The 17,560-nt window shown below is 71.3% G+C and carries 19 protein-coding genes; 6 read left to right on the top strand and 13 right to left on the bottom strand.

The window, feature by feature from the left end:
• Positions 1 to 3: 3 nt before the first annotated feature.
• From hemQ to ACIQID_RS12150, 6 genes are all read right to left on the bottom strand, one after another.
• Positions 4 to 681 carry a hydrogen peroxide-dependent heme synthase gene (gene hemQ / locus ACIQID_RS12175; RefSeq protein WP_174521419.1) on the bottom strand — a complete coding sequence of 226 codons (678 nt, stop codon included), beginning with the start codon at positions 679 to 681 and terminating at the stop codon, positions 4 to 6.
• A 78-nt stretch (positions 682 to 759) separates the two neighbouring features.
• Positions 760 to 1,032, bottom strand: coding sequence for a hypothetical protein (locus ACIQID_RS12170; RefSeq protein ID WP_312674788.1), 273 nt, complete (start codon positions 1,030 to 1,032; stop codon positions 760 to 762).
• A complete protein-coding gene (locus tag ACIQID_RS12165; RefSeq protein WP_025104873.1) occupies positions 1,019 to 1,426 on the bottom strand; it encodes a phage holin family protein in 408 nt (135 codons plus the stop codon). The genes ACIQID_RS12170 and ACIQID_RS12165 overlap by 14 nt, the downstream gene beginning before the upstream one ends.
• 1 nt (position 1,427) lies before the next feature.
• Entirely contained in the window at positions 1,428 to 1,841 is a 414-nt protein-coding gene (locus ACIQID_RS12160; RefSeq protein ID WP_312674784.1) for a hypothetical protein, read from the bottom strand.
• A 169-nt stretch (positions 1,842 to 2,010) separates the two neighbouring features.
• Positions 2,011 to 3,519 (bottom strand): protoporphyrinogen/coproporphyrinogen oxidase, encoded by a 1,509-nt coding sequence (locus ACIQID_RS12155; protein WP_400285208.1) that lies wholly within the window; start codon positions 3,517 to 3,519, stop codon positions 2,011 to 2,013.
• 92 nt (positions 3,520 to 3,611) lie between these two features.
• The gene (locus ACIQID_RS12150; protein WP_060921528.1) at positions 3,612 to 3,923 is read right to left on the bottom strand and encodes a metalloregulator ArsR/SmtB family transcription factor; all 312 of its coding nucleotides are present in this window, start codon (positions 3,921 to 3,923) and stop codon (positions 3,612 to 3,614) included.
• Between the two features lie 66 nt (positions 3,924 to 3,989).
• Between ACIQID_RS12150 and ACIQID_RS12145 the strand changes: the two genes are divergently transcribed.
• Complete coding sequence (locus tag ACIQID_RS12145; protein WP_400285204.1) at positions 3,990 to 4,883, top strand: NAD(P)H-binding protein; 894 nt, start codon at positions 3,990 to 3,992, stop codon at positions 4,881 to 4,883.
• Positions 4,884 to 4,934: 51 nt separating this feature from the next.
• Here ACIQID_RS12145 and hemE read toward each other — a convergent pair whose 3' ends face one another.
• A complete protein-coding gene (gene hemE, locus ACIQID_RS12140) occupies positions 4,935 to 5,957 on the bottom strand; it encodes a uroporphyrinogen decarboxylase (protein WP_085605597.1) in 1,023 nt (340 codons plus the stop codon).
• A gap of 72 nt (positions 5,958 to 6,029) precedes the next feature.
• On the opposite strand from hemE, the gene ACIQID_RS12135 reads away from it, so the two are divergent.
• The 3 genes from ACIQID_RS12135 to ACIQID_RS12125 all read left to right on the top strand — a co-directional run bounded on the left by ACIQID_RS12135 (position 6,030) and on the right by ACIQID_RS12125 (position 8,388).
• Positions 6,030 to 7,346 (top strand): glutamyl-tRNA reductase, encoded by a 1,317-nt coding sequence (locus ACIQID_RS12135; RefSeq protein WP_331201349.1) that lies wholly within the window; start codon positions 6,030 to 6,032, stop codon positions 7,344 to 7,346.
• A gap of 25 nt (positions 7,347 to 7,371) precedes the next feature.
• On the top strand, positions 7,372 to 7,962 hold the full coding sequence (locus ACIQID_RS12130) for an HhH-GPD-type base excision DNA repair protein (RefSeq protein WP_400285199.1): 591 nt from the start codon (positions 7,372 to 7,374) through the stop codon (positions 7,960 to 7,962).
• A gap of 246 nt (positions 7,963 to 8,208) precedes the next feature.
• On the top strand, positions 8,209 to 8,388 hold the full coding sequence (locus ACIQID_RS12125) for a hypothetical protein (protein WP_400285196.1): 180 nt from the start codon (positions 8,209 to 8,211) through the stop codon (positions 8,386 to 8,388).
• A 93-nt stretch (positions 8,389 to 8,481) separates the two neighbouring features.
• Here the strand turns inward: ACIQID_RS12125 and ACIQID_RS12120 are convergent, their stop codons facing one another.
• The 3 genes from ACIQID_RS12120 to ACIQID_RS12110 all read right to left on the bottom strand — a co-directional run bounded on the left by ACIQID_RS12120 (position 8,482) and on the right by ACIQID_RS12110 (position 12,558).
• Positions 8,482 to 10,161: an ABC-F family ATP-binding cassette domain-containing protein gene (locus tag ACIQID_RS12120; protein ID WP_400285193.1), complete on the bottom strand. Its 1,680-nt coding sequence runs from the start codon at positions 10,159 to 10,161 to the stop codon at positions 8,482 to 8,484.
• A 278-nt stretch (positions 10,162 to 10,439) separates the two neighbouring features.
• Positions 10,440 to 11,126, bottom strand: a complete 687-nt coding sequence (locus ACIQID_RS12115; RefSeq protein ID WP_400285190.1) for a hypothetical protein — start codon at positions 11,124 to 11,126, stop codon at positions 10,440 to 10,442.
• Positions 11,127 to 11,172: 46 nt separating this feature from the next.
• A complete protein-coding gene (locus ACIQID_RS12110; protein WP_400285187.1) occupies positions 11,173 to 12,558 on the bottom strand; it encodes a glycine--tRNA ligase in 1,386 nt (461 codons plus the stop codon).
• 116 nt (positions 12,559 to 12,674) lie between these two features.
• Here ACIQID_RS12110 and ACIQID_RS12105 point away from each other — a divergent pair, with 116 nt between their 5' ends.
• Positions 12,675 to 14,144 (top strand): peptide MFS transporter, encoded by a 1,470-nt coding sequence (locus tag ACIQID_RS12105; protein ID WP_312674774.1) that lies wholly within the window; start codon positions 12,675 to 12,677, stop codon positions 14,142 to 14,144.
• A gap of 12 nt (positions 14,145 to 14,156) precedes the next feature.
• Here the strand turns inward: ACIQID_RS12105 and ACIQID_RS12100 are convergent, their stop codons facing one another.
• Together ACIQID_RS12100 and ACIQID_RS12095 are read right to left on the bottom strand one after the other, a co-directional pair.
• The gene (locus ACIQID_RS12100; RefSeq protein ID WP_400285183.1) at positions 14,157 to 14,846 is read right to left on the bottom strand and encodes a GNAT family N-acetyltransferase; all 690 of its coding nucleotides are present in this window, start codon (positions 14,844 to 14,846) and stop codon (positions 14,157 to 14,159) included.
• Between the two features lie 48 nt (positions 14,847 to 14,894).
• Complete coding sequence (locus tag ACIQID_RS12095; RefSeq protein ID WP_312674772.1) at positions 14,895 to 15,515, bottom strand: hypothetical protein; 621 nt, start codon at positions 15,513 to 15,515, stop codon at positions 14,895 to 14,897.
• 56 nt (positions 15,516 to 15,571) lie between these two features.
• Here ACIQID_RS12095 and ACIQID_RS12090 point away from each other — a divergent pair, with 56 nt between their 5' ends.
• Complete coding sequence (locus ACIQID_RS12090) at positions 15,572 to 17,014, top strand: MFS transporter (RefSeq protein WP_400285179.1); 1,443 nt, start codon at positions 15,572 to 15,574, stop codon at positions 17,012 to 17,014.
• Between the two features lie 90 nt (positions 17,015 to 17,104).
• Here ACIQID_RS12090 and ACIQID_RS12085 read toward each other — a convergent pair whose 3' ends face one another.
• The gene (locus ACIQID_RS12085; RefSeq protein WP_400285176.1) at positions 17,105 to 17,503 is read right to left on the bottom strand and encodes a hypothetical protein; all 399 of its coding nucleotides are present in this window, start codon (positions 17,501 to 17,503) and stop codon (positions 17,105 to 17,107) included.
• Positions 17,504 to 17,560 lie beyond the last annotated feature (57 nt).

Raw genomic sequence — 17,560 nt, 5'->3', positions numbered from 1 at the left:
CGCTTACTGCAGCACGTCCGCGATCTCGTCGAAGCGCAGGCGGCGCCCCGTGTAGAAGGGCACCTCCTCCTTCACGAACATGCGGGCGTCGGTGTAGCGGAGGTCGCGCATCATGTCGACGAGATCGGTCAGCTCGTCGGCCTCGAGCGGCAGCAGCCACTCGTAGTCGCCGAGGGCGAAGGAGGCCACCGTGTTGGCGATGACCCCGGTGAACGCCGCTCCCTTGCGCCCGTGATCGGCGAGCATCGCGCGGCGCTCGCTCTCCGGTGCGAGGTACCACTCCGGCGTGCGGACGAACGGGTAGAGGCAGAGCCAGTCCTTGGGCTCGATGCCGCGGAGGAAGCCGGGGACGTGCGCGCGGTTGAACTCCGCGTCGCGGTGGACACCCATGACGTTCCACACCGGGAGGAGCGAGCGCAGCATCTCGGTGCGGCGCAGGCGGCGGAGAGCCTTCTGCAGCTCCTCGGCGGTGGCACCGTGCAGCCACACCATGAGGTCGGCATCGGCCTTGAGCCCGGAGACGTCGTAGAAGCCGCGGACGGTGACGCCGGAGTCCTCGATGTGCGAGACGATCGACTCGAGCTCGGTCGCATCGTTCTCGGTGACGGGGGCGTCAGGATTGCGTCGCCAGACGGCCCAGAGGGTGTAACCGGACGGGTTCTCTTCGCGCAGGTCGGACATGATCCCAGTCTGCCCCCTTTGCGGAGGAGCCGCTAATCAGGGGAATACTGCCTCCGCCCGAGGGCGGTGCGGGGTCCGTCAGCGCGCGATGGCGCGGGCGATGGCCCACACGGCCCCGCCGACGGCGGCGGCGATCCCGACCGTGGCCGCGATGGCGGCGACGGGGTTGCGGTCCGCGAACGCACGGGCCTTCACGGCGGCCCGCGCCGACGCCTTCTCGACGCGTCGCGGGATGTTCCCCTTGACCTCGATGGCGGCGAGGGCCGCCTTCAGCTCGGCGCGCGCGGAGGCGACAGGATCGACGATGCCCGCGGGGACCGCGGTGCGCGGCAGCGACTCAGGGGTGCTCATCGCCGGCCTCCTTCACGATTCGGATGTCTTCGGCCACGGCCTGTGCCGGGTTCTGGCGGCGGAGCACCTTGCGGAACTTCAGGATGCCGAGCAGTGCGAACAGCAGCACGGCGATGATGAGGATGCCGAACACCGCCAGCGCGGACAGCCACACCGGCCACCATGACGACAGTCCCGCGATCGCGAAGACGAGGATCACGGGCACGGCCCAGAACAGGAAGAAAAGCGCGACGAGGAACCAGACCGAGCCGACTCCCGCGTCCTTCGCCGTGCGCGACACCCATGCCTTGGCCGCGTCGATCTCGGCCTTGACCAGATTCGTGACGAGCTCCGGCAGGTCGCCGAGCAGCGTCAGCAGGCTGTCGTCGGCGCGATCCCGATATCCGCGGGGCATGTCAGTCGTCGGACTTCCGCGGGGCGGGCTTCTTCGCGGCCGGCTTCGAGGCAGCCGGCTTCTGGGCGTCGGCGGCGCGCTCCTTGACCTCTTCGACCGCGTCCTCGGCGGCGTCCGAGATCTCCTCGGCGGCGTCCTTGCCGGAGGCGATGACCGCATCGAGCTTCTGCCCCGGCGTGCCGTCGCCCGTGACCGACTTCACGATCTTCACGGCGCCGGTCCAGACGGCGCCCGGGACCGCGGCGGCCTTGTCGCCGACGAAGCCCTTGACCTTGTCGACGCGCTCCTGCACCGGGTCGGTGTTCCAGACCTTCAGCCACTGCGTCTTGATCTGCTCGTAGCGCTCGCGTCCTGCGCGGGTGCCGAGCACATAGCCGACGCCGAGTCCGACGACGAGTCCGATCTTCCCCTTCATGGGGTCTCCTCACGTTGTTCCGGCTGTGGTCCGTCCCGGGGGACGCCGATCGCCCGCGTCTCCACCGCGATCAGGTACCCAGCGTAACGCCGTATGCCGATTTCGGCATCAATCGATCAGAGGGTTGACACGGAGCACTCGACCGCACTCGCGGATGCTCCGCGGATGCTCAGTCCCAGAGGAGGGCGCGGCGCAGGTGCTCCGCCTCCTCCGCGGCGTCCGGCACGACCTGGGCGAGCCCCGTGCCGGCGAGCCACGCGCCCACCGCGGCCAGACCGGGAACGGCCTGCACGGCTTGACGGGCCGCCGCGCGCCGCTCCCCCGATCCGATGATCGACGCGGGCTGCGCCTGCACGAAGCGCCCCCGGTGGGCGGCCACGACCTGAGCGGCCGTCAGGGAGACGCCCAGGAGCGCCGAGGCCTCACGGCGGGCGAGGTCGATCGCGGCCTCGTCATCCAGCGCCGCGGTGGCCGCCGGCTCCCCCTGGGCGCCGAACGAGACGCGGACGACCTCGCGGTCGCCGGCCGCCTCCCGTACCCATGACCACTTCGCCGTGGAGTGCGTGAGCGCCTTCGCCGTGTGGCTGTGCGGCACAGTGAGCACTCCGGTGCCGCGGGGCGGGGTGCGCAGCGCTGGCGCGTCGAGCAGCAGGCTGACGATCTCGATCTCGGGGGCGGGCGCGGCGTCGGCGGCCGCGAGGGCGGGCACAGCGCCCGCGAGCAGCTCCCTCGCCCCGTGCTCGGAGGTGGCGACGATCACGGCATCGGCGACGAGCTCCGCCTCCTGGGTCGTCTCCTCCCCCTCGATCGACTCCTCCGCGGCAGGCTCCTCGACCACCACGCGCCAGGCGGTGCCGTCGGTCGTGAGGCGACGGGCACGGACGCCGGTGCGCACGGTCGCGCCGAGCTCGTCGAGGTCGGCCGCCAGGGCGTCGACGAGCACGTTCATGCCGCCGACGAGGCCCTCCACGGCCGCGCCCGGGGTCTTCGCGCCGCGCGACGCACCCTCGCCGCGGAGGGCCAGCACCGCTCCGGACAGGGAGCCGACGCGGGTCAGGGCGGCGTTGAGTCCGGGGGCGGCGACATCGATGTCCACGTCGTCCGGGGACGCGGAGTAGACGCCGGTCGTGACGGGGGCGACGAGGCGGTCGCGCACCTTCTCCCCCATGCGCGAAGCGACGAGGCGGCCGAGGCTGAGCTGGTGCCCGATCGTGAGCGGCGGGCGCACCCGATCGAGATAGGCCCGCCAGGCGCCGGACCAGCCGATGATGCGGCGGACGTCGTCCTGGAACGGGTTGCCGGGGATGCCGAGGATGCCGCCGGCCGGAAGCGGAGCCGCGCCGCCGCCGGGGAGTCCGGCGAGCCACGCCCCACCCGCCTGCGGCGTCACGACGCGGTCGGAGAGGCCGAGGTCGTCCACGAGCGCCCGGACGTGTCCGCCCTTCGTCGCGTAGCTCTCGGCCCCGGCGTCGACGACGACCCCGTCCAGGGCGACCCGGCGGATCACGCCACCCAGGGCCTCTGACCCCTCGAGCAGTGTCACCCGCATGCCGACCTTCGCGCATTCGCGGGCGGCCACCAGTCCGCCGACGCCGCCACCCACCACGACGACGTGCTTCCGTGCGGCACGGGCGGCCAGGTCAGCCGGTTCGGCGGGTGCGGGGTGCTCGGGACTCATGCCTCCATCCTTTCACCGCCACCTGTGCTCGAATCGCCCGATTGGCCGGATAATCGCCGCGGATGCAGCCAGGTGCGCGATTCGAACGGAGGTCAGGCCCGACCGCGCTTGCGGACCTCGCGGAGGACGATCTGCTCGGGGCAGACGGTGGAGAGGAAGTCGCCCACGGAGAGGGCCAGGCGTTCGCCGACGAGCGAGTAGAAGATGCGGTTGGCGTCGCGACGCTCGGAGACGAGGCCTGCCTGCCGCAGCACGCTCAGGTGGCGGGAGATGGTCGGCCCGCTCGCGGAGAACCGCGACGCGATCTCCCCGGCTGCGAGCTCCCCCTCCTTGAGGTCCTGCAGGATCTGCCTCCGGGTGGGATGGGCGAGCGCCGCGAAGATGTCGGATGCGCTGTCGGCCATGCTTGCAATATAGCACCTTCGCTAGATACAGTTTCGCCAGATAGCTAATTAGCGAAGGAGAACACCATGAAGGTCGCCATCACCGGAGGCAGTGGATTCGTCGGCCGCGCCCTCGCCGACCGCCTGGAGGAGCCCGTGGTGATCTCCCGACGCTCCGGCACGGACATCACGGACGTCGATGCGCTGGCCGCGGCCTTCGCCGGATGCGACGCCGTGGCCCACTGCGCCGGGATCAACCGGGAGATCGGCGACCACACCTTCCGCCGCGTGCACGTGGAGGGGACGGCCGCCGTCGTCGAAGCCGCCCGCCGCGCCGGTGTCCGACGCCTCGTCATGGTGAGCTTCCTCCGCGCCCGTCCCGACTGCGGCTCCGGCTACCACGAGTCGAAGTGGGAGGCCGAGGAGATCGTCCGCGGCTCCGGGCTGCCGCACACGATCCTGAAGTCCGGGATGATCTACGGCCCCGGCGATCACATGGTCGATCACGTGACCCGCGCCGTCCGCACCCTCCCGTTCTTCTGGACGGTCGGTTACCGCGAACGCACCGCCCGCCCGGTCCCGGTCGAGGATGCCGCGGACGTGCTGGTGGCCGCGCTCGAGGGGCGGATCCCGGAACCGACCGTCGCGGTGATGGGCGCGGACGAGGTGACGCTCGGAGAGGCCATCCGGCGGATCGCCCGCGTTGCCGGACGCCGCCCCGCCTTCCTCCCGGTGCCGACCTGGGTCGTGCGGGTGCTCGCGCAGCTCACCGAGTGGACCATGGTGGTCCCCCTGGTCGCGAAGGCGCAGGCGCGGATGCTCGCGGAGGGCGTCAGCGAGCCGGCACCGTGGGCACCGGAGCCGCCGGAGGGCATCCGTCCCTCGCGACCGTTCGACGACGACAGCATCCGCGCGGCGCTGCCCACCGGGCGCTTCGGTCTGTCGGACCTGCGGCTGGCGCGCGCGCTTCGAATCGCTTGAATGGCTGCATCTGGGCCGCAGATGCAGCAAAGCAGGCGATTCGAACGGAGGTCAGCCGGCGTGCACGAGCTCGACGATGCGCGTGAGCTGGTCGGGGTCGGTCTCCGGGGGCACGCCGTGGCCGAGGTTGAGGATGTGCCCGCGGGCCGCGCGACCGCGCTCGAGCACGTCGCGGACATGCGCCTCGAGCACCGGCCACGGTGCGCCGAGGAACGCGGGGTCGATGTTGCCCTGCACCGAGACGTCGGGGCCGAGGATCGCGGCGGCCTCGTCGAGGGGCAGCCGCCAGTCGACCCCCACACCGTCCGCGATGCCGTCGAGCCGCATGTCGCCGAGGAAGGGGCCGGTGCCGACGCCGAAGTGGATGGTCGGGACCCCGATGCCGTCCAGAGCCGTGCGGGAGTGCGGCGCCACGAAGGTGCGGTAGTCGGCGGGGCTGAGCGAACCCGCCCAGCTGTCGAAGAGCTGCACGACCGCGGCGCCCGCATCGCGCTGCGTCTCCAGGAACCGCCGTGAGATCTGCGCCAGCCAGCCCGCGAGACGGTGCCAGGCCTCGGGCTCGGCGTGCATCATGCCGCGGGCGCGCAGGTGCTCCTTGGACGGACCGCCCTCGACGAGGTACGCGGCGAGGGTGAATGGCGCCCCCGCGAAGCCGATGACCGGGGTGTCGCCGAGCTCCGCGACGACGATGCCGACGGCCTCCGCGATGGCGCTGCCGTCCAGGCTCTCCGGATCGATCGCCGTGATGCGGTCGACGTCCGCGACCGTCCGCACGGGGTTCGCGAAGACGGGGCCGCGGCCGGGCTCGATCTCGACCTCCACGCCGGCGAGGCGCAGCGGGATGACGATGTCGCTGAAGAAGACCGCCGCATCGACGCCGTGCCGCCGCACCGGCTGCAGGGTGATCTCGGCGGCGAGGTCGGGGGTGAGGCAGGCGTCGAGCATGCGCGTGCCGACCCGCAGCTCCCGGTACTCGGGCAGGGAGCGGCCCGCCTGGCGCATGAACCAGACCGGAGCGGTGGCGGGGCGATCGCCGGTGAGGGCGCGCAGCAGCGGGGCGTCGGAGAGTGCCATGCCCCCATCCTCCCATCCGGCGCATATGGAGCCGCCGAGTCCCGCCCTCGGACGCTCGGGTACAATCGAAGGGTGCTGCTGTGTGTGACGGCGAGTCACAAGACCGCCTCCTTCGAACTGCTCGAACGCCTGAGCCGCACCCCCGACGACGTCGCTCCCACCATTGTGGGCATGGCGCCGTGCGTGCAGGGTGCCGTGGTCCTGGCGACGTGCAACCGCTTCGAGGCGTACGTGGAGATGGACGAGCCGGTGACCGCGGCCGGCGCCATCGGCGTGGAAGCCGTGATCGAGGCGGTCGAGTCCGCGACCGGCATCCCCGCCGCCGATCTCGACGGCGCCTACGCCGTGCACTCCGGTCGCCGCGTCGCCGAGCACCTCTTCTCCGTCGCCTCCGGCCTCGAGTCCGTCGTCTCCGGTGAGGGTGAGATCGCCGGCCAGGTCCGTCGGGCGCTGAAGTCGGCCCGCAAGGACGGCACCACCTCTCCCGAGCTCGAGCGGCTGTTCCAGCGCGCGAGCCAGGCGCAGCGCAAGGTCAAGAACGTCACCGCCCTCGGCCGCGCCGGGCGCTCGCTCGTGCGCCTCGCGCTGGAGCTCGCCGACAGCCGCATCGCCGACTGGTCCGCCGAGCGCGTGCTGCTGGTCGGCACGGGCGCCTACGCGGCCGTCACCCTCGCGACCCTGCGTGAACGCGGCGCCGTCGACATCTCCGTCTACTCCCCGTCCGGCCGTGCGGAGATCTTCGCGGCGAAGCACGACATCCGCCCGGTACCGGCCGAGGAGTATGCCCGCACGGCGGCGCACTCCACGCTGCTGATCACCTGCACCACCGCGACCGAGCCGGTGCTGGGCCCGGAGCATCTGCAGCTGCCGGTCGGCCTCGCCGCCGCGGGCTGCCCCGTCGTCGCGACCAGCGGCACCACCGGTGTCCCGAGCCGACTGGTGGTCGACCTCGGCATGCCGCGGAACGTCGACCCGGCCGTGGCTGCGCTGGAGGGCGTCGCACTGCTGGATCTGGAGACCATCCGCCTGCACGCTCCGCTGGAGGAGCTGCAGGCGACGGACGCCGCCCGGAGCGTCGTCCGCGAAGCCGCGGAGACCTTCCACGTGGTCGGCGCCCGCCAGAGCGTGACCCCGTCAGTCGTGGCCTTCCGCTCGCACATCTTCGAGCTGCTGGAGCGTGAGATCGACCGCGCCCGCGCCCGAGGCGACGAGGACGGCAAGGTCGAGCAGGCGCTGCGGCACCTCTCGGGTGTGCTGCTGCACACGCCGACCGTGCGGGCTCATGAGCTCGCCGCCGCCGGTCGCGCGGACGAGTTCGCCGCCGCGCTCGCGACGCTGTACGGGATCACCCCTGCCGCGGACACGGTCGAAGACGCCGCCACAGCCTGATCCGGCGGGGTGGGAGACTGGAGGCATGGCCCTTCACATCACCGGAGACACCGCCGCCGACGCCCTGCTGACCGAGAACCCGACGGCTCTGCTGATCGGCATGCTGCTGGACCAGCAGATCCCCATGGAGACCGCGTTCACCGGACCGCTCAAGATCGAGCAGCGGACGGGAGCCGCGGATGCTGCGGCGATCGCGGGCATGGCACCGGAGGAGTTCCTGGAGGCCTTCAAGCAGACGCCCGCCGTTCACCGGTTCCCCGGCTCCATGGCGACGCGGGTGCAGACCCTGTGCCAGGCGATCGTCGACGAGTGGGACGGAGATGCCGCCGCCCTGTGGACGCGCCCGTCGACAGGCTCAGGGACCCAGCCGAGCGGCGCCGAGGTGCTCGAACGGCTCAAGGCCCTTCCCGGCTTCGGCGAGCAGAAGGCGAAGATCTTCCTCGCCCTCCTCGGCAAGCAGTACGGGTTCACCGGCGAGGGCTGGCGGGAGGCTTCGGCGCCCTACGGCGAGGACGGTTCGTACCGCAGTGTCGCCGACATCGTGTCGCCGGAGTCGCTGACGAAGGTGCGCGAGTACAAGAAGGCGATGAAGGCCGCGGCGAAGGCGGCGAAGTAGTGCAGCCGACCGGGGACGACGTCGCGGGGCTGATCGCCCGCTCCTCCCCGGCCGTGCGTCGCCGTGATGCGGAGACGCTGACCGCTCTCCTGCAGGACATCACCGGGCGCGAGCCGCAGACCTGGGGTTCGATCATCGGGTTCGGCTCCTGTCACTACCGCTACCCCACCGGGACGGAGGGCGACAGCGGCATTCTGGGCTTCGCCCCCCCGGAAGGCCGCGACGACGATCTACCTCCTCGACGGCGTGGACGCCCACGCGGAGGCTCTCGGCGCGCTCGGCCCGCACACGACGGGGGTGGGCTGCCTCTACCTCAAGGACCTCGACCGGGTCGACCTCGACGTGCTGCGCGGGATCCTCGAGCGCTCGCGTGCCTGGGTCGAGTCCGGCGGCGACGCGCGCATGCACCTGACAGTCACGTCGTAGCTCCCCCTCTCCTGCCGCCGAGACCCCGGGTTCCCGCCGAAACCCCGGCGTGCGGACGTGCGGAGCCCGGGGTCTCGGCGGGAAGGCGGGGTCTCACGCGGTGGCCACCCCCTCCTCGACCTGCACGCGCCGCGCATACGCTGCGTGACGCCGCCACCGCCGGTCGTGCGTCACCGTGACGACGGCGGCGGGATGGTCGACGAGGGCGCCCTCGAGCTGCTCCACGAGCTCGGGATCGAGATGGTTCGTCGGCTCATCGAGCAGCAGCAGATCGAACGGCGTCGCCAGCGCGACCGCGAGATCCAGCCGCCGACGCTGCCCGACGGAGAGGGTCCGCACGTCGCGGTCCGCTTCCGGCCCACGGAAGAGTCCATGAGCCAGGAGAGCGTCGTGCGCATCCGTCGGCGGCGTCCAGGTCCGGGCCGCGAAGACCTCGACGGCGGTACCCCGCAGGCGCGTGTCGACCTCCTGCCGGAGGAAGGCGACGCGCAGCCCGTCGGCGCGGACGAGCGTCCCGGATGCGGGGAGGAGCTCGCCGACGAGGAGACGGAGGAGTGTCGTCTTCCCGGCCCCGTTCGGCCCGGTCACGAGCCATCGCGAACCGGCCTCGATCGTCCAGTGCGACACGTCGAGCCGTCGTCCCGGTTCGCGGAGGGAGACGGCATCGAGGGTCAGGAGCGGGTCGTCGAGCGGTGCGCGATCCTCTGCCGCGACCACGAACCGGAGGCGCTCGGGCGGCGCCGGGCACGGGTTCTCCCGCAGCCGCGACAACCTCTCCTTCGCCATGCGGATGCGTCCGACGGCACCGTGATCACGGCTCCGCGCTCGGAACGCGCCATGACCGAACCCGTCGAGCTCGAGCTTTCGCGGGATCGCCTCCAGCCGGAACGCGTTGGCCGCGAGCAAGGACTCGGCGCGAGAGAGCTCGGCCTTCCACTCCTCGTGGCGCGCGACCGCGGCCCGGCGCTCGGCCTCGCGCGCCCGCAGGAACCCGGCGTAACCATCGCCGTAGCGACGGATCCGACCGTCCTCCACCTGGACGACAGCCGTCGCGAAACGGTCCAGGAAGTCTCGGTCGTGCGTCACGACCACCAGCGCTCCCCGATGCGCGGCCAGTCGCGCCTCGAGCCAGGTCAGCGCCCGGTCATCGAGGTCGTTCGTGGGCTCGTCGAGGAGCAGCAGCTCGGCTCCGGAAGAGAGGGCGACCGCGAGAGCGAGCCGCGCCCGCTCTCCGCCCGACAACGCGGCCACGGATCGTCCGCGATCCAGCCCGCCCACCCCGAGCTGTTCGAGGGCGATGTCGATGCGATGGTCGACGTCGTATCCCCCGCGGGACTCGAAACGGTCCTGCAACAAGGCCACAACGGCCATCTGCGACGCGCGCTCGGAAGGTGTCGCGGCGGCGAGGAGGTCGTAGGCATGGCCGAGTCCGCGCTCCAGCTCGCGGAGGTCGCCGAGGAGATCGTCGATGGCATCGGCCACCGTCGCCCCGTCCGCGAACACGGGGTTCTGCCGGGCATGCGCGATCCCGCCGGGGAGGTCGAGCCGCACCTCCCCGGACGTCGGCGCGAGAGCACCGGCGAGCAGATCGAGCAGAGTCGACTTCCCGGCGCCGTTGTCGCCGATGACGGCGAGGCGGTCGGCGGGCCCGACGGCGAGATCGATGCGGTCCAGCACGAGACGGTCGGCGAACCGGACGGATGCGGCCCGGATCGCGCACTCGCGATGAGCGCGCGCCGAGGTGTCGGAAGGGGTCGAGAGTACAGGGAACATGAGGGGTCCTCTCCAGCGGCGCACGCGCACGGCCGGGATCTGCGTCGATGACGCGGGGAACAGGAACCTCGACCGCGCCCGGAGTCGGGCGCGTTCGCTCAGGACCCACCGCGGAGAAGAGCTCTCGACGCGGCGTCCCGATCTAGCGAATCAGAGTACCCACGAGGAGCGACCATAGCAGGGTCACTCCACGCCCGCCAGACCCCGCTTTCCCGGCGAGACCCCGCCGTGTGCCCGCATGCACCCCGGGGTCTCGACGGAAACCCGAGGTCTCGGCGTCAACGGCGGGGGCGGGAGGAGAGGCGGGAGGAGAGGCGGGCGGGGAGGGCGAAGAGGAGGATGATCGCGAGGACGATGCCGCGGACGATCCAGAGGCCGGGCTCCCAGATCACCTCGTAGTTCCCGGGAAGACCGAGGAACGCGGCGATGATCGATCCCCACGACGCCCGGCCGCTGCTGTCGGTGTCGATCGAGAGTCCGCCCACGATGCTCAGCACGCCGAGGCTCAGCAGCACGATCGGCATGATGAGGGCGCCGGGCTTCGCCTCCCCGCGCGCGATCAAGCGGATCACGGTCACGAGCGACACGAGGGGGAACACGAAGAAGAACCAGACGAGGGCGCCGAGCAGCAGCCCCACGACGATGAAGACCGGCACCCAGAGGAGCATCCAGGGGCCTTCGTCCGCGATGAAGTAGTCCGGGTCGCGGAGGATCGCGACGACGAAGCCCGCCAGGGTCCCGAGCGGCAGCACCGCGAGCACCCACCAGAACACGGCCTTCGGCACCCGCTTGCGCTCCCCCAGCCGCGCCATCACGATCTGGATGATGACCGCCGCCGCGAGCGCCGGGATGCCGAACATCGCGATGATGGGCCCCGCGCCGTCGTTCTCGCGCAGGTCGAGCACCGTGAGGATCATCCACGACACGGCGAGCGCGCCGAGCACGATGGCCGCGACCGGACGCACGGGCGAGGACTCCCCCCGTGCGCCGGCTCCCCCCGGTGCCGTCACCTCACGCGCCGCGGAGGCGCTCCGCCAAGTAGGCGTGCAGCTCGTCGATCGGGACGCGCTCCTGCGCCATGGTGTCCCGGTCGCGCACGGTCACCGCGCGGTCGTCGAGCGAGTCGAAGTCGACCGTGACGCAGAACGGCGTGCCGATCTCGTCCTGGCGGCGGTAGCGACGACCGATCGCACCGGCGTCGTCGAAGTCCACGGCCCACGAGCCGCGGAGGGTGTCGGCGACCTCGCGGGCGAGCGGCGACAGCTTCTCGTTGCGCGACAGCGGGAGCACCGCCGCCTTGACCGGAGCCAGGCGCGGGTCGAGCTTGAGGACGGTGCGGGTGTCGGTCCCGCCCTTGGCGTTGGGTACCTGCTCCTCCACGTACGCGTCGACGAGGAAGGCCATCATCGCGCGGGTGAGGCCGAAGGACGGCTCGATCACATACGGCGTGTAGCGCTCGCCCGTGGCCTGGTCGAAGTACGTCAGGCTCTGGCCGGAAGCCTCGCTGTGGCTGGAGAGGTCGTAGTCGGTGCGGTTGGCGACGCCCATGAGCTCGCCCCACTCCTTGCCCGCGAAGCCGAAGCGGTACTCGACGTCGATGGTGCCGGCCGAGTAGTGCGCGCGGTCGTCTTCCGGCACGTCGAACTGGCGCATGTTCTCGGGGTCGATCCCGAGGTCGATGAACCAGTTCCAGCACGCCTCCACCCAGTGGTCGAACCACTGCGGCGCCTCGGCGGGCGGCGTGAAGAACTCGATCTCCATCTGCTCGAACTCGCGGGTGCGGAAGATGAAGTTGCCGGGGGTGATCTCGTTGCGGAACGCCTTGCCGACCTGGCCGATGCCGAACGGCGGCTTCTTGCGGCTCGCGGTGAGCACGTTCGAGAAGTTCACGAAGATGCCCTGCGCGGTCTCGGGGCGCAGGTAGTAGAGGCCGGACTCGTCGTCGACGACGCCGAGGTAGGTCTTCACCAGACCGGAGAACGCCTTCGGCTCGGTGTACTGCCCCTTGGTGCCGCAGTTCGGGCAGGGGATGTCGGCCAGACCGTTCTCGGCCTTGCGACCCTTGCGCGCCTCGAAGTCCTCGATGAGGTTGTCGGCACGGAAGCGCTTGTGGCACTGCAGGCACTCGACGAGCGGGTCGGTGAAGGTCGCGACGTGACCCGAGGCCTCCCACACGCGCTTGGGCAGGATGATGCTGGAGTCGAGGCCGACCATGTCGCCGCGGCCACGCACGAACGTCTGCCACCACTGCCGCCGGATATTCTCCTTCAGCTCGGTGCCGAGGGGTCCGTAGTCCCAGGCCGACCGGGAACCGCCGTAGATCTCACCCGCCTGGAAAACGAAACCGCGGTGGCGGGCGAGGGCGATGACCTTGTCGAGGCGGGACTGTTCGGCCACGGTGGCTCCAATGGTCGGATGCGGAGAATGCCCGTGAGCACGGGCACCCCCATTCTATCCGGGGCCGGAGCGCAACCCCTGGCCGCGGGACCCGCGGGAGGAGTACCGTCCCACGCATGAGCACCACCGCGCAGCCGCCCGCCTCCCGCGACGAGGACACCCGCTTCTTCGGACAGCCGTGGTCGCTCGTGCACATCTTCGGTGTGGAGATGTGGGAGCGCTTCAGCTTCTACGGCATGCAGGGCATCCTGCTCATCTACCTGTACTTCTCGGTGGCCGATGGCGGCCTCGGCCTCCCGGAGGCGGTGGCGGGCGGGATCGTCGGCGCGTACGGCGGCTCGGTGTACCTGTCCACCATCCTCGGGGCCTGGCTCGCCGATCGGCTGTTCGGCTCGGAGCGGGTGCTGTTCGTCAGCGCCATCGTCATCGTCTCGGGCCACCTCGCCCTCGCACTCCTGCCGGGGTTCGTCGGCGTCGGGGTCGGACTCGTGCTCGTGGCCCTGGGCTCGGGAGGTCTGAAGGCGAACGCCACGTCGGTCGTGGGGACGCTGTACCGTCCGGACGACGAACGACGCGACGCCGGGTTCTCGCTGTTCTACCTCGGCATCAACCTCGGCGCCTTCCTCGGCCCGATCCTCACCGGACTGCTCCAGTCGACGCTCGGCTTCCACTGGGGGTTCGGCCTCGCCGCCCTCGGCATGACGCTGGGTCTCGTGCAGTACTCGTTCGGCCGCCGCGGCCTGCCCGCCTCCGCGCGCGAGGTGCCGAACCCGCTCCCCCGCACGCGCTACCCGCTGGTCGCCGGCATCGCGGTCGGTGCGGTCGTCGTGATCGCGGTGCTCGTGCTGACCGGGGTCATCCAGGCCGACAACCTCGCCACCATCGTGATCGCGGTCACCGTGATCGCCGCGGTCGCCTACTTCGCGGTCATCCTCGGCAGCCGCCGCATCGATGCCACCGAGCGCTCGCGGGTCTGGGGGTTCCTGCCGCTGTTCCTCACGAGCGTCGCGTTCTGGTCGCTGTACCAGCAGCAGTTCACGGTGCTGACGATCTACTCCGACAAGCGGCTCGACCGCGACCTGTTCGGGTGGGAGATGCCGGTGTCGTGGGTGCAGTCCATCAACCCGGTGTTCATCATCATCCTGTCCGGGGTGTTCGCGGCGATCTGGACCAAGCTGGGGAAGCGCCAGCCGTCGACCCCCGTCAAGTTCGGACTGGCCGCCATCATCATGGGCTCCGCGTTCCTGCTGTTCCTGCCCTTCTCCGGCGGCGGTGCGAACTCGACGCCGCTGCTCGCGATCGTCGGCATCCTCTTCGTGTTCACCGTCGCCGAGCTGCTGCTGTCGCCGGTCGGGCTGTCGGTGACGACGAAGCTCGCCCCGGCCGTCTTCCACACGCAGATGGTCGCGCTGTTCTTCCTGTCGATCGCCCTCGGCACCGCCATCTCGGGCGAGCTCGTGAAGTTCTACGATCCGGAGAACGAGGTGCCGTACTTCTCGATCCTCGGCGGCATCGCGATCCTCGTCGGCATCGGACTGCTGCTGAGCGTGAAGCCGGTGCTGCGGCTCATGCGAGGCGTGCGGTGACGGCCCCGGCGATCACGCGGTGAAGAGGTAGCCCCGGCCGGTCTCGAAGCCCGCGATGTGGAGGCCGCTGCCGAGCAGGCCCTCCATCTGCGCGCGCAGCCGCAGCCGCCACTCGTGCGCAGCCGCGGGGTCGGACTCCCGCATGCCCTCGATGTCGTCCGGGATCTCCAGCGTCTCCACGACGGCGTCGTCCGCCGGGGGCTTGGCGATGTCCGCGAGCGCCCACTCGACGTCGAGGCGGTCGCTCTCGTCGCCCGCGTCGCCACCGCCGAAGATGCCGTACCGGTTCACCGAGTAGCCCGTGGCGCGCGCGCCGAGGACGGTGAGGAAGAAGTGCGCGTTCCGGGCGACCAGCGGGTCGAAGGTCCAGGTGATGCGACCGACGTCGCGGGAGAACGCCCACTGCCGCTGGTGCTCCTTGAGCTCCCGGCCCCAGCCGCGCCCCCGGTACTCGGGCAGCAAGGCCGTGATGTGCGAGTGCATGGCACGGCGGGCCGGTTCGCCGAAGAAGGCGATCGAGGCGCCGACCATGCGCTCCTCGTCGCCCTCGCCGTCGAAGAAGCCGACGACGTAGTTGCCCGACTGCTGCAGGGCACGGAGGGTCCCGGCGTCCACCACGCGCTGCGGACCCCGGATGGAGTCGAGCAGGCTCTGGGCGTCGAGGATGAGTTCAACGGTGTCGAGATCGCGGATGGTTCGCACGATCCCAGTCTGCCCCTCCTCCGCCCGTTCGCGGAAACCGACTCCGGCTCATCGGTACGGGAAGGCCTGTCCCCCGCCCGCGGCGAGCGCCTCCGCGACGATGCGGAGGTGGTCCTCGGCCATCTCCGCCGGCAGCGGCGGCAGGATCCCGTCCCAGAACGCGAGCACCGCGCCGCGTCCCTGCATCATCCCGGCCGGGCGGGCCAGCGCCCACATGTGCATGTGCGCGGAGCCGTCGTTCCAGCGGCCGAAGTGGCAGCGGGCGACGCCGGGGATGCTCTTGACCGCCTCCGACACGCGCTGCATCAGCGGTCCGAGGCCGGCGAGCACGTCCTGCGGGGCGTTCTCGAGGAGCCAGTGCTCGCGCGGTGCGACGCCGCCGATGAAGGGCAGTCCGCCGACGTCCCACCCGGAACGCACCTGCCAGAGGTCGTCGTGCCAGATGGTGTGCACGCTCGGACCGCAGTGGCCGCACGCGGCCGGGTCGTGCTCGCCGGCTCGGGGTTCCTCCGGCACGAGCATCGGCTCCAGCGGTCGCATCGTGATGCTCTCGAACGCCCAGGGCAGGCCTTCCGCGAGCGCCGAGGCGTCGAGCACCTCCCCGATCGGGAGCCGGCGGTGGTACGGGGAGTCGGCGGGGTGCTGCGCGGGCGCGGTGTCATCCGTCATCCGTCCATGCAACCACATCGGCCCCGCGATACCGGGAACGCCGATAGCCTGAGCCGGTGGGTGCGAACGACGACAGAGCAAGGAAACGCCTCTCCCGCACCCCTCCGCGGTGGGCGATCATCGCGGTGCTGGCGTTCGCGGGCCTGTGCTCGTCGTTCATGTTCACCCTCGTCGTGCCGCTGCAGGCCGAGCTGCCGCAGCTGCTGAACTCCTCCCGCGAGGACACCACCTGGGTGGTCACGATCACCCTGCTCGTGGCCGCCGTCGCGACCCCCATCTCCGGCCGTCTCGGCGACATGTACGGCAAGCGCCGCGTCGTCATCGTGCTCCTCGCGATCCTCATCGTGGGGTCGGTCATCGCCGCACTCTCCGGATCCATCGTCGGCGTCATCATCGGCCGGGCCCTCCAGGGGGCCGTGACCGGCGTCGTCCCCCTCGGCATCGCGATTATGCGCGACGTGCTGCCCCCCGAACGCCTCGGCACCGCGGTGGCCCTGATGAGCGCGACCATGGGCGTCGGCGGGGCGATCGGCATGCCCGTCGCCGCGCTGCTCGCCGAGAACGCCGACTGGCACATGCTGTTCTGGCTCGCCGCCGCCCTCGGAGTCCTCGGGCTGCTCCTGGTGCTCGCCGTGGTGCCGGAGGACGTGCTCCGCTCCCCCGGGCGCCTCGACGTGCTCGGGGCCATCGGACTCGCGATCGGCCTCACCGGCCTGCTGCTCTTCGTCTCCCGCGGCGCCGAGTGGGGCTGGACGGCGCCGCTCACCCTCGTCTGCGTGATCGGCGGCGTCGCCGTGCTGCTGCTGTGGGGCTGGTACCAGCTGCGCACGGACGATCCGCTGCTCGACCTGCGCGTCGCCGCCCGGCCCGCCGTCCTCTTCACCAACATCGCCGCCATCGGCATGGGCTTCGCCCTGTTCGCCTCGAACGTCACGTTCCCGCAGATGCTCGAGATGCCGGCAGTGGGCGGCGCCGGATTCGGGCTCGACATGGTGGCCGCCTCCCTCGTGATCATGCCGGCGGGTCTGGTCATGATGGTGATCTCGCCGCTGTCCGGGTGGCTGGAGCGCACCGTGGGGCCGCGTCCGCTCTTCACCGTCGGGGCCGTCGCGATCGTCCTCGCCTACGTCTTCGTGCTGCTGTGGTCGACCGAGGTGTGGCACATCTTCGTTGCCAACATCTTCATCGGCGTCGGCATCGGGTTCACCTTCGCGGCGATGCCCATGATCATCATGCGCTCCGTGCCCGCGAACGAGACCGGGGCGTCGAACGGCCTCAACGCACTGTTCCGCTCCGTAGGCACCTCAACGGCCTCGGCCGTGATGGGCGGCGTGCTCGCGGCGATGAGCGTCGACGTCGGCGGGGTGGCCGTGCCGACGAGGACCGCGTTCGAGGTGTGCTTCTGGCTCGCGATCGCCGCCGGCATCGTTGCCGTGGTCCTGTCCCTGTTCATCCCGCGGCGCCGCGCCACGGAGCAGCACCCGTCACTCCCGGGCTGACTCGCGCGGGGTCGGAGATTCGCGTGATGTCGCAAGGATTCCCGCAAGACGTGCGACGTGCGACGGATCTGCGACGTGCGGCGCCGGGTCTCAGCGGGAGATCGTGCGCGGATCCGGGTCGTCGGCACGCGGCGGCCGCAGCCGGGCGGGAAGCGGCCACGGCAGAGTGAACCGTGCGGTCGCGGGTCGGGTCATGTCCCCGAAGTCGTCGACCTTCACGACGATGCGCCCCGGCGCGCCCTCTTCGTCCGGCGTGACCTCGAGGATGCGCACCCGCAGCGGGCGGTCGTCCTCTCCCTCGAGCATCCACGCATCAGCGAGCCAGGCGATGCCGTGCTCCTCCAGCGCGGCCTCCGCGTCGAGCCACTCGCCCGGGCCGGAGACCCTGCGCCCGAGGACATCGACGGCGACCCAGTCCTCGCCCTCCGGATGGATCCAGCCGAGCAGCTCTCCGTCGTCGCGGCGGTGCGGGGACCAGGCTTGAGGCATCCCCCGATGCTAGCCCGTGCCTCGCACGAGCAGGCGAGCACGCCACATCAGGCGCTC

It is taken from the genome of Microbacterium sp. NPDC091676, assembly GCF_044756645.1.
GTDB lineage: Bacteria > Actinomycetota > Actinomycetes > Actinomycetales > Microbacteriaceae > Microbacterium > Microbacterium paraoxydans_D.
This window is presented reverse-complemented; position numbering and strand designations above follow the sequence as displayed.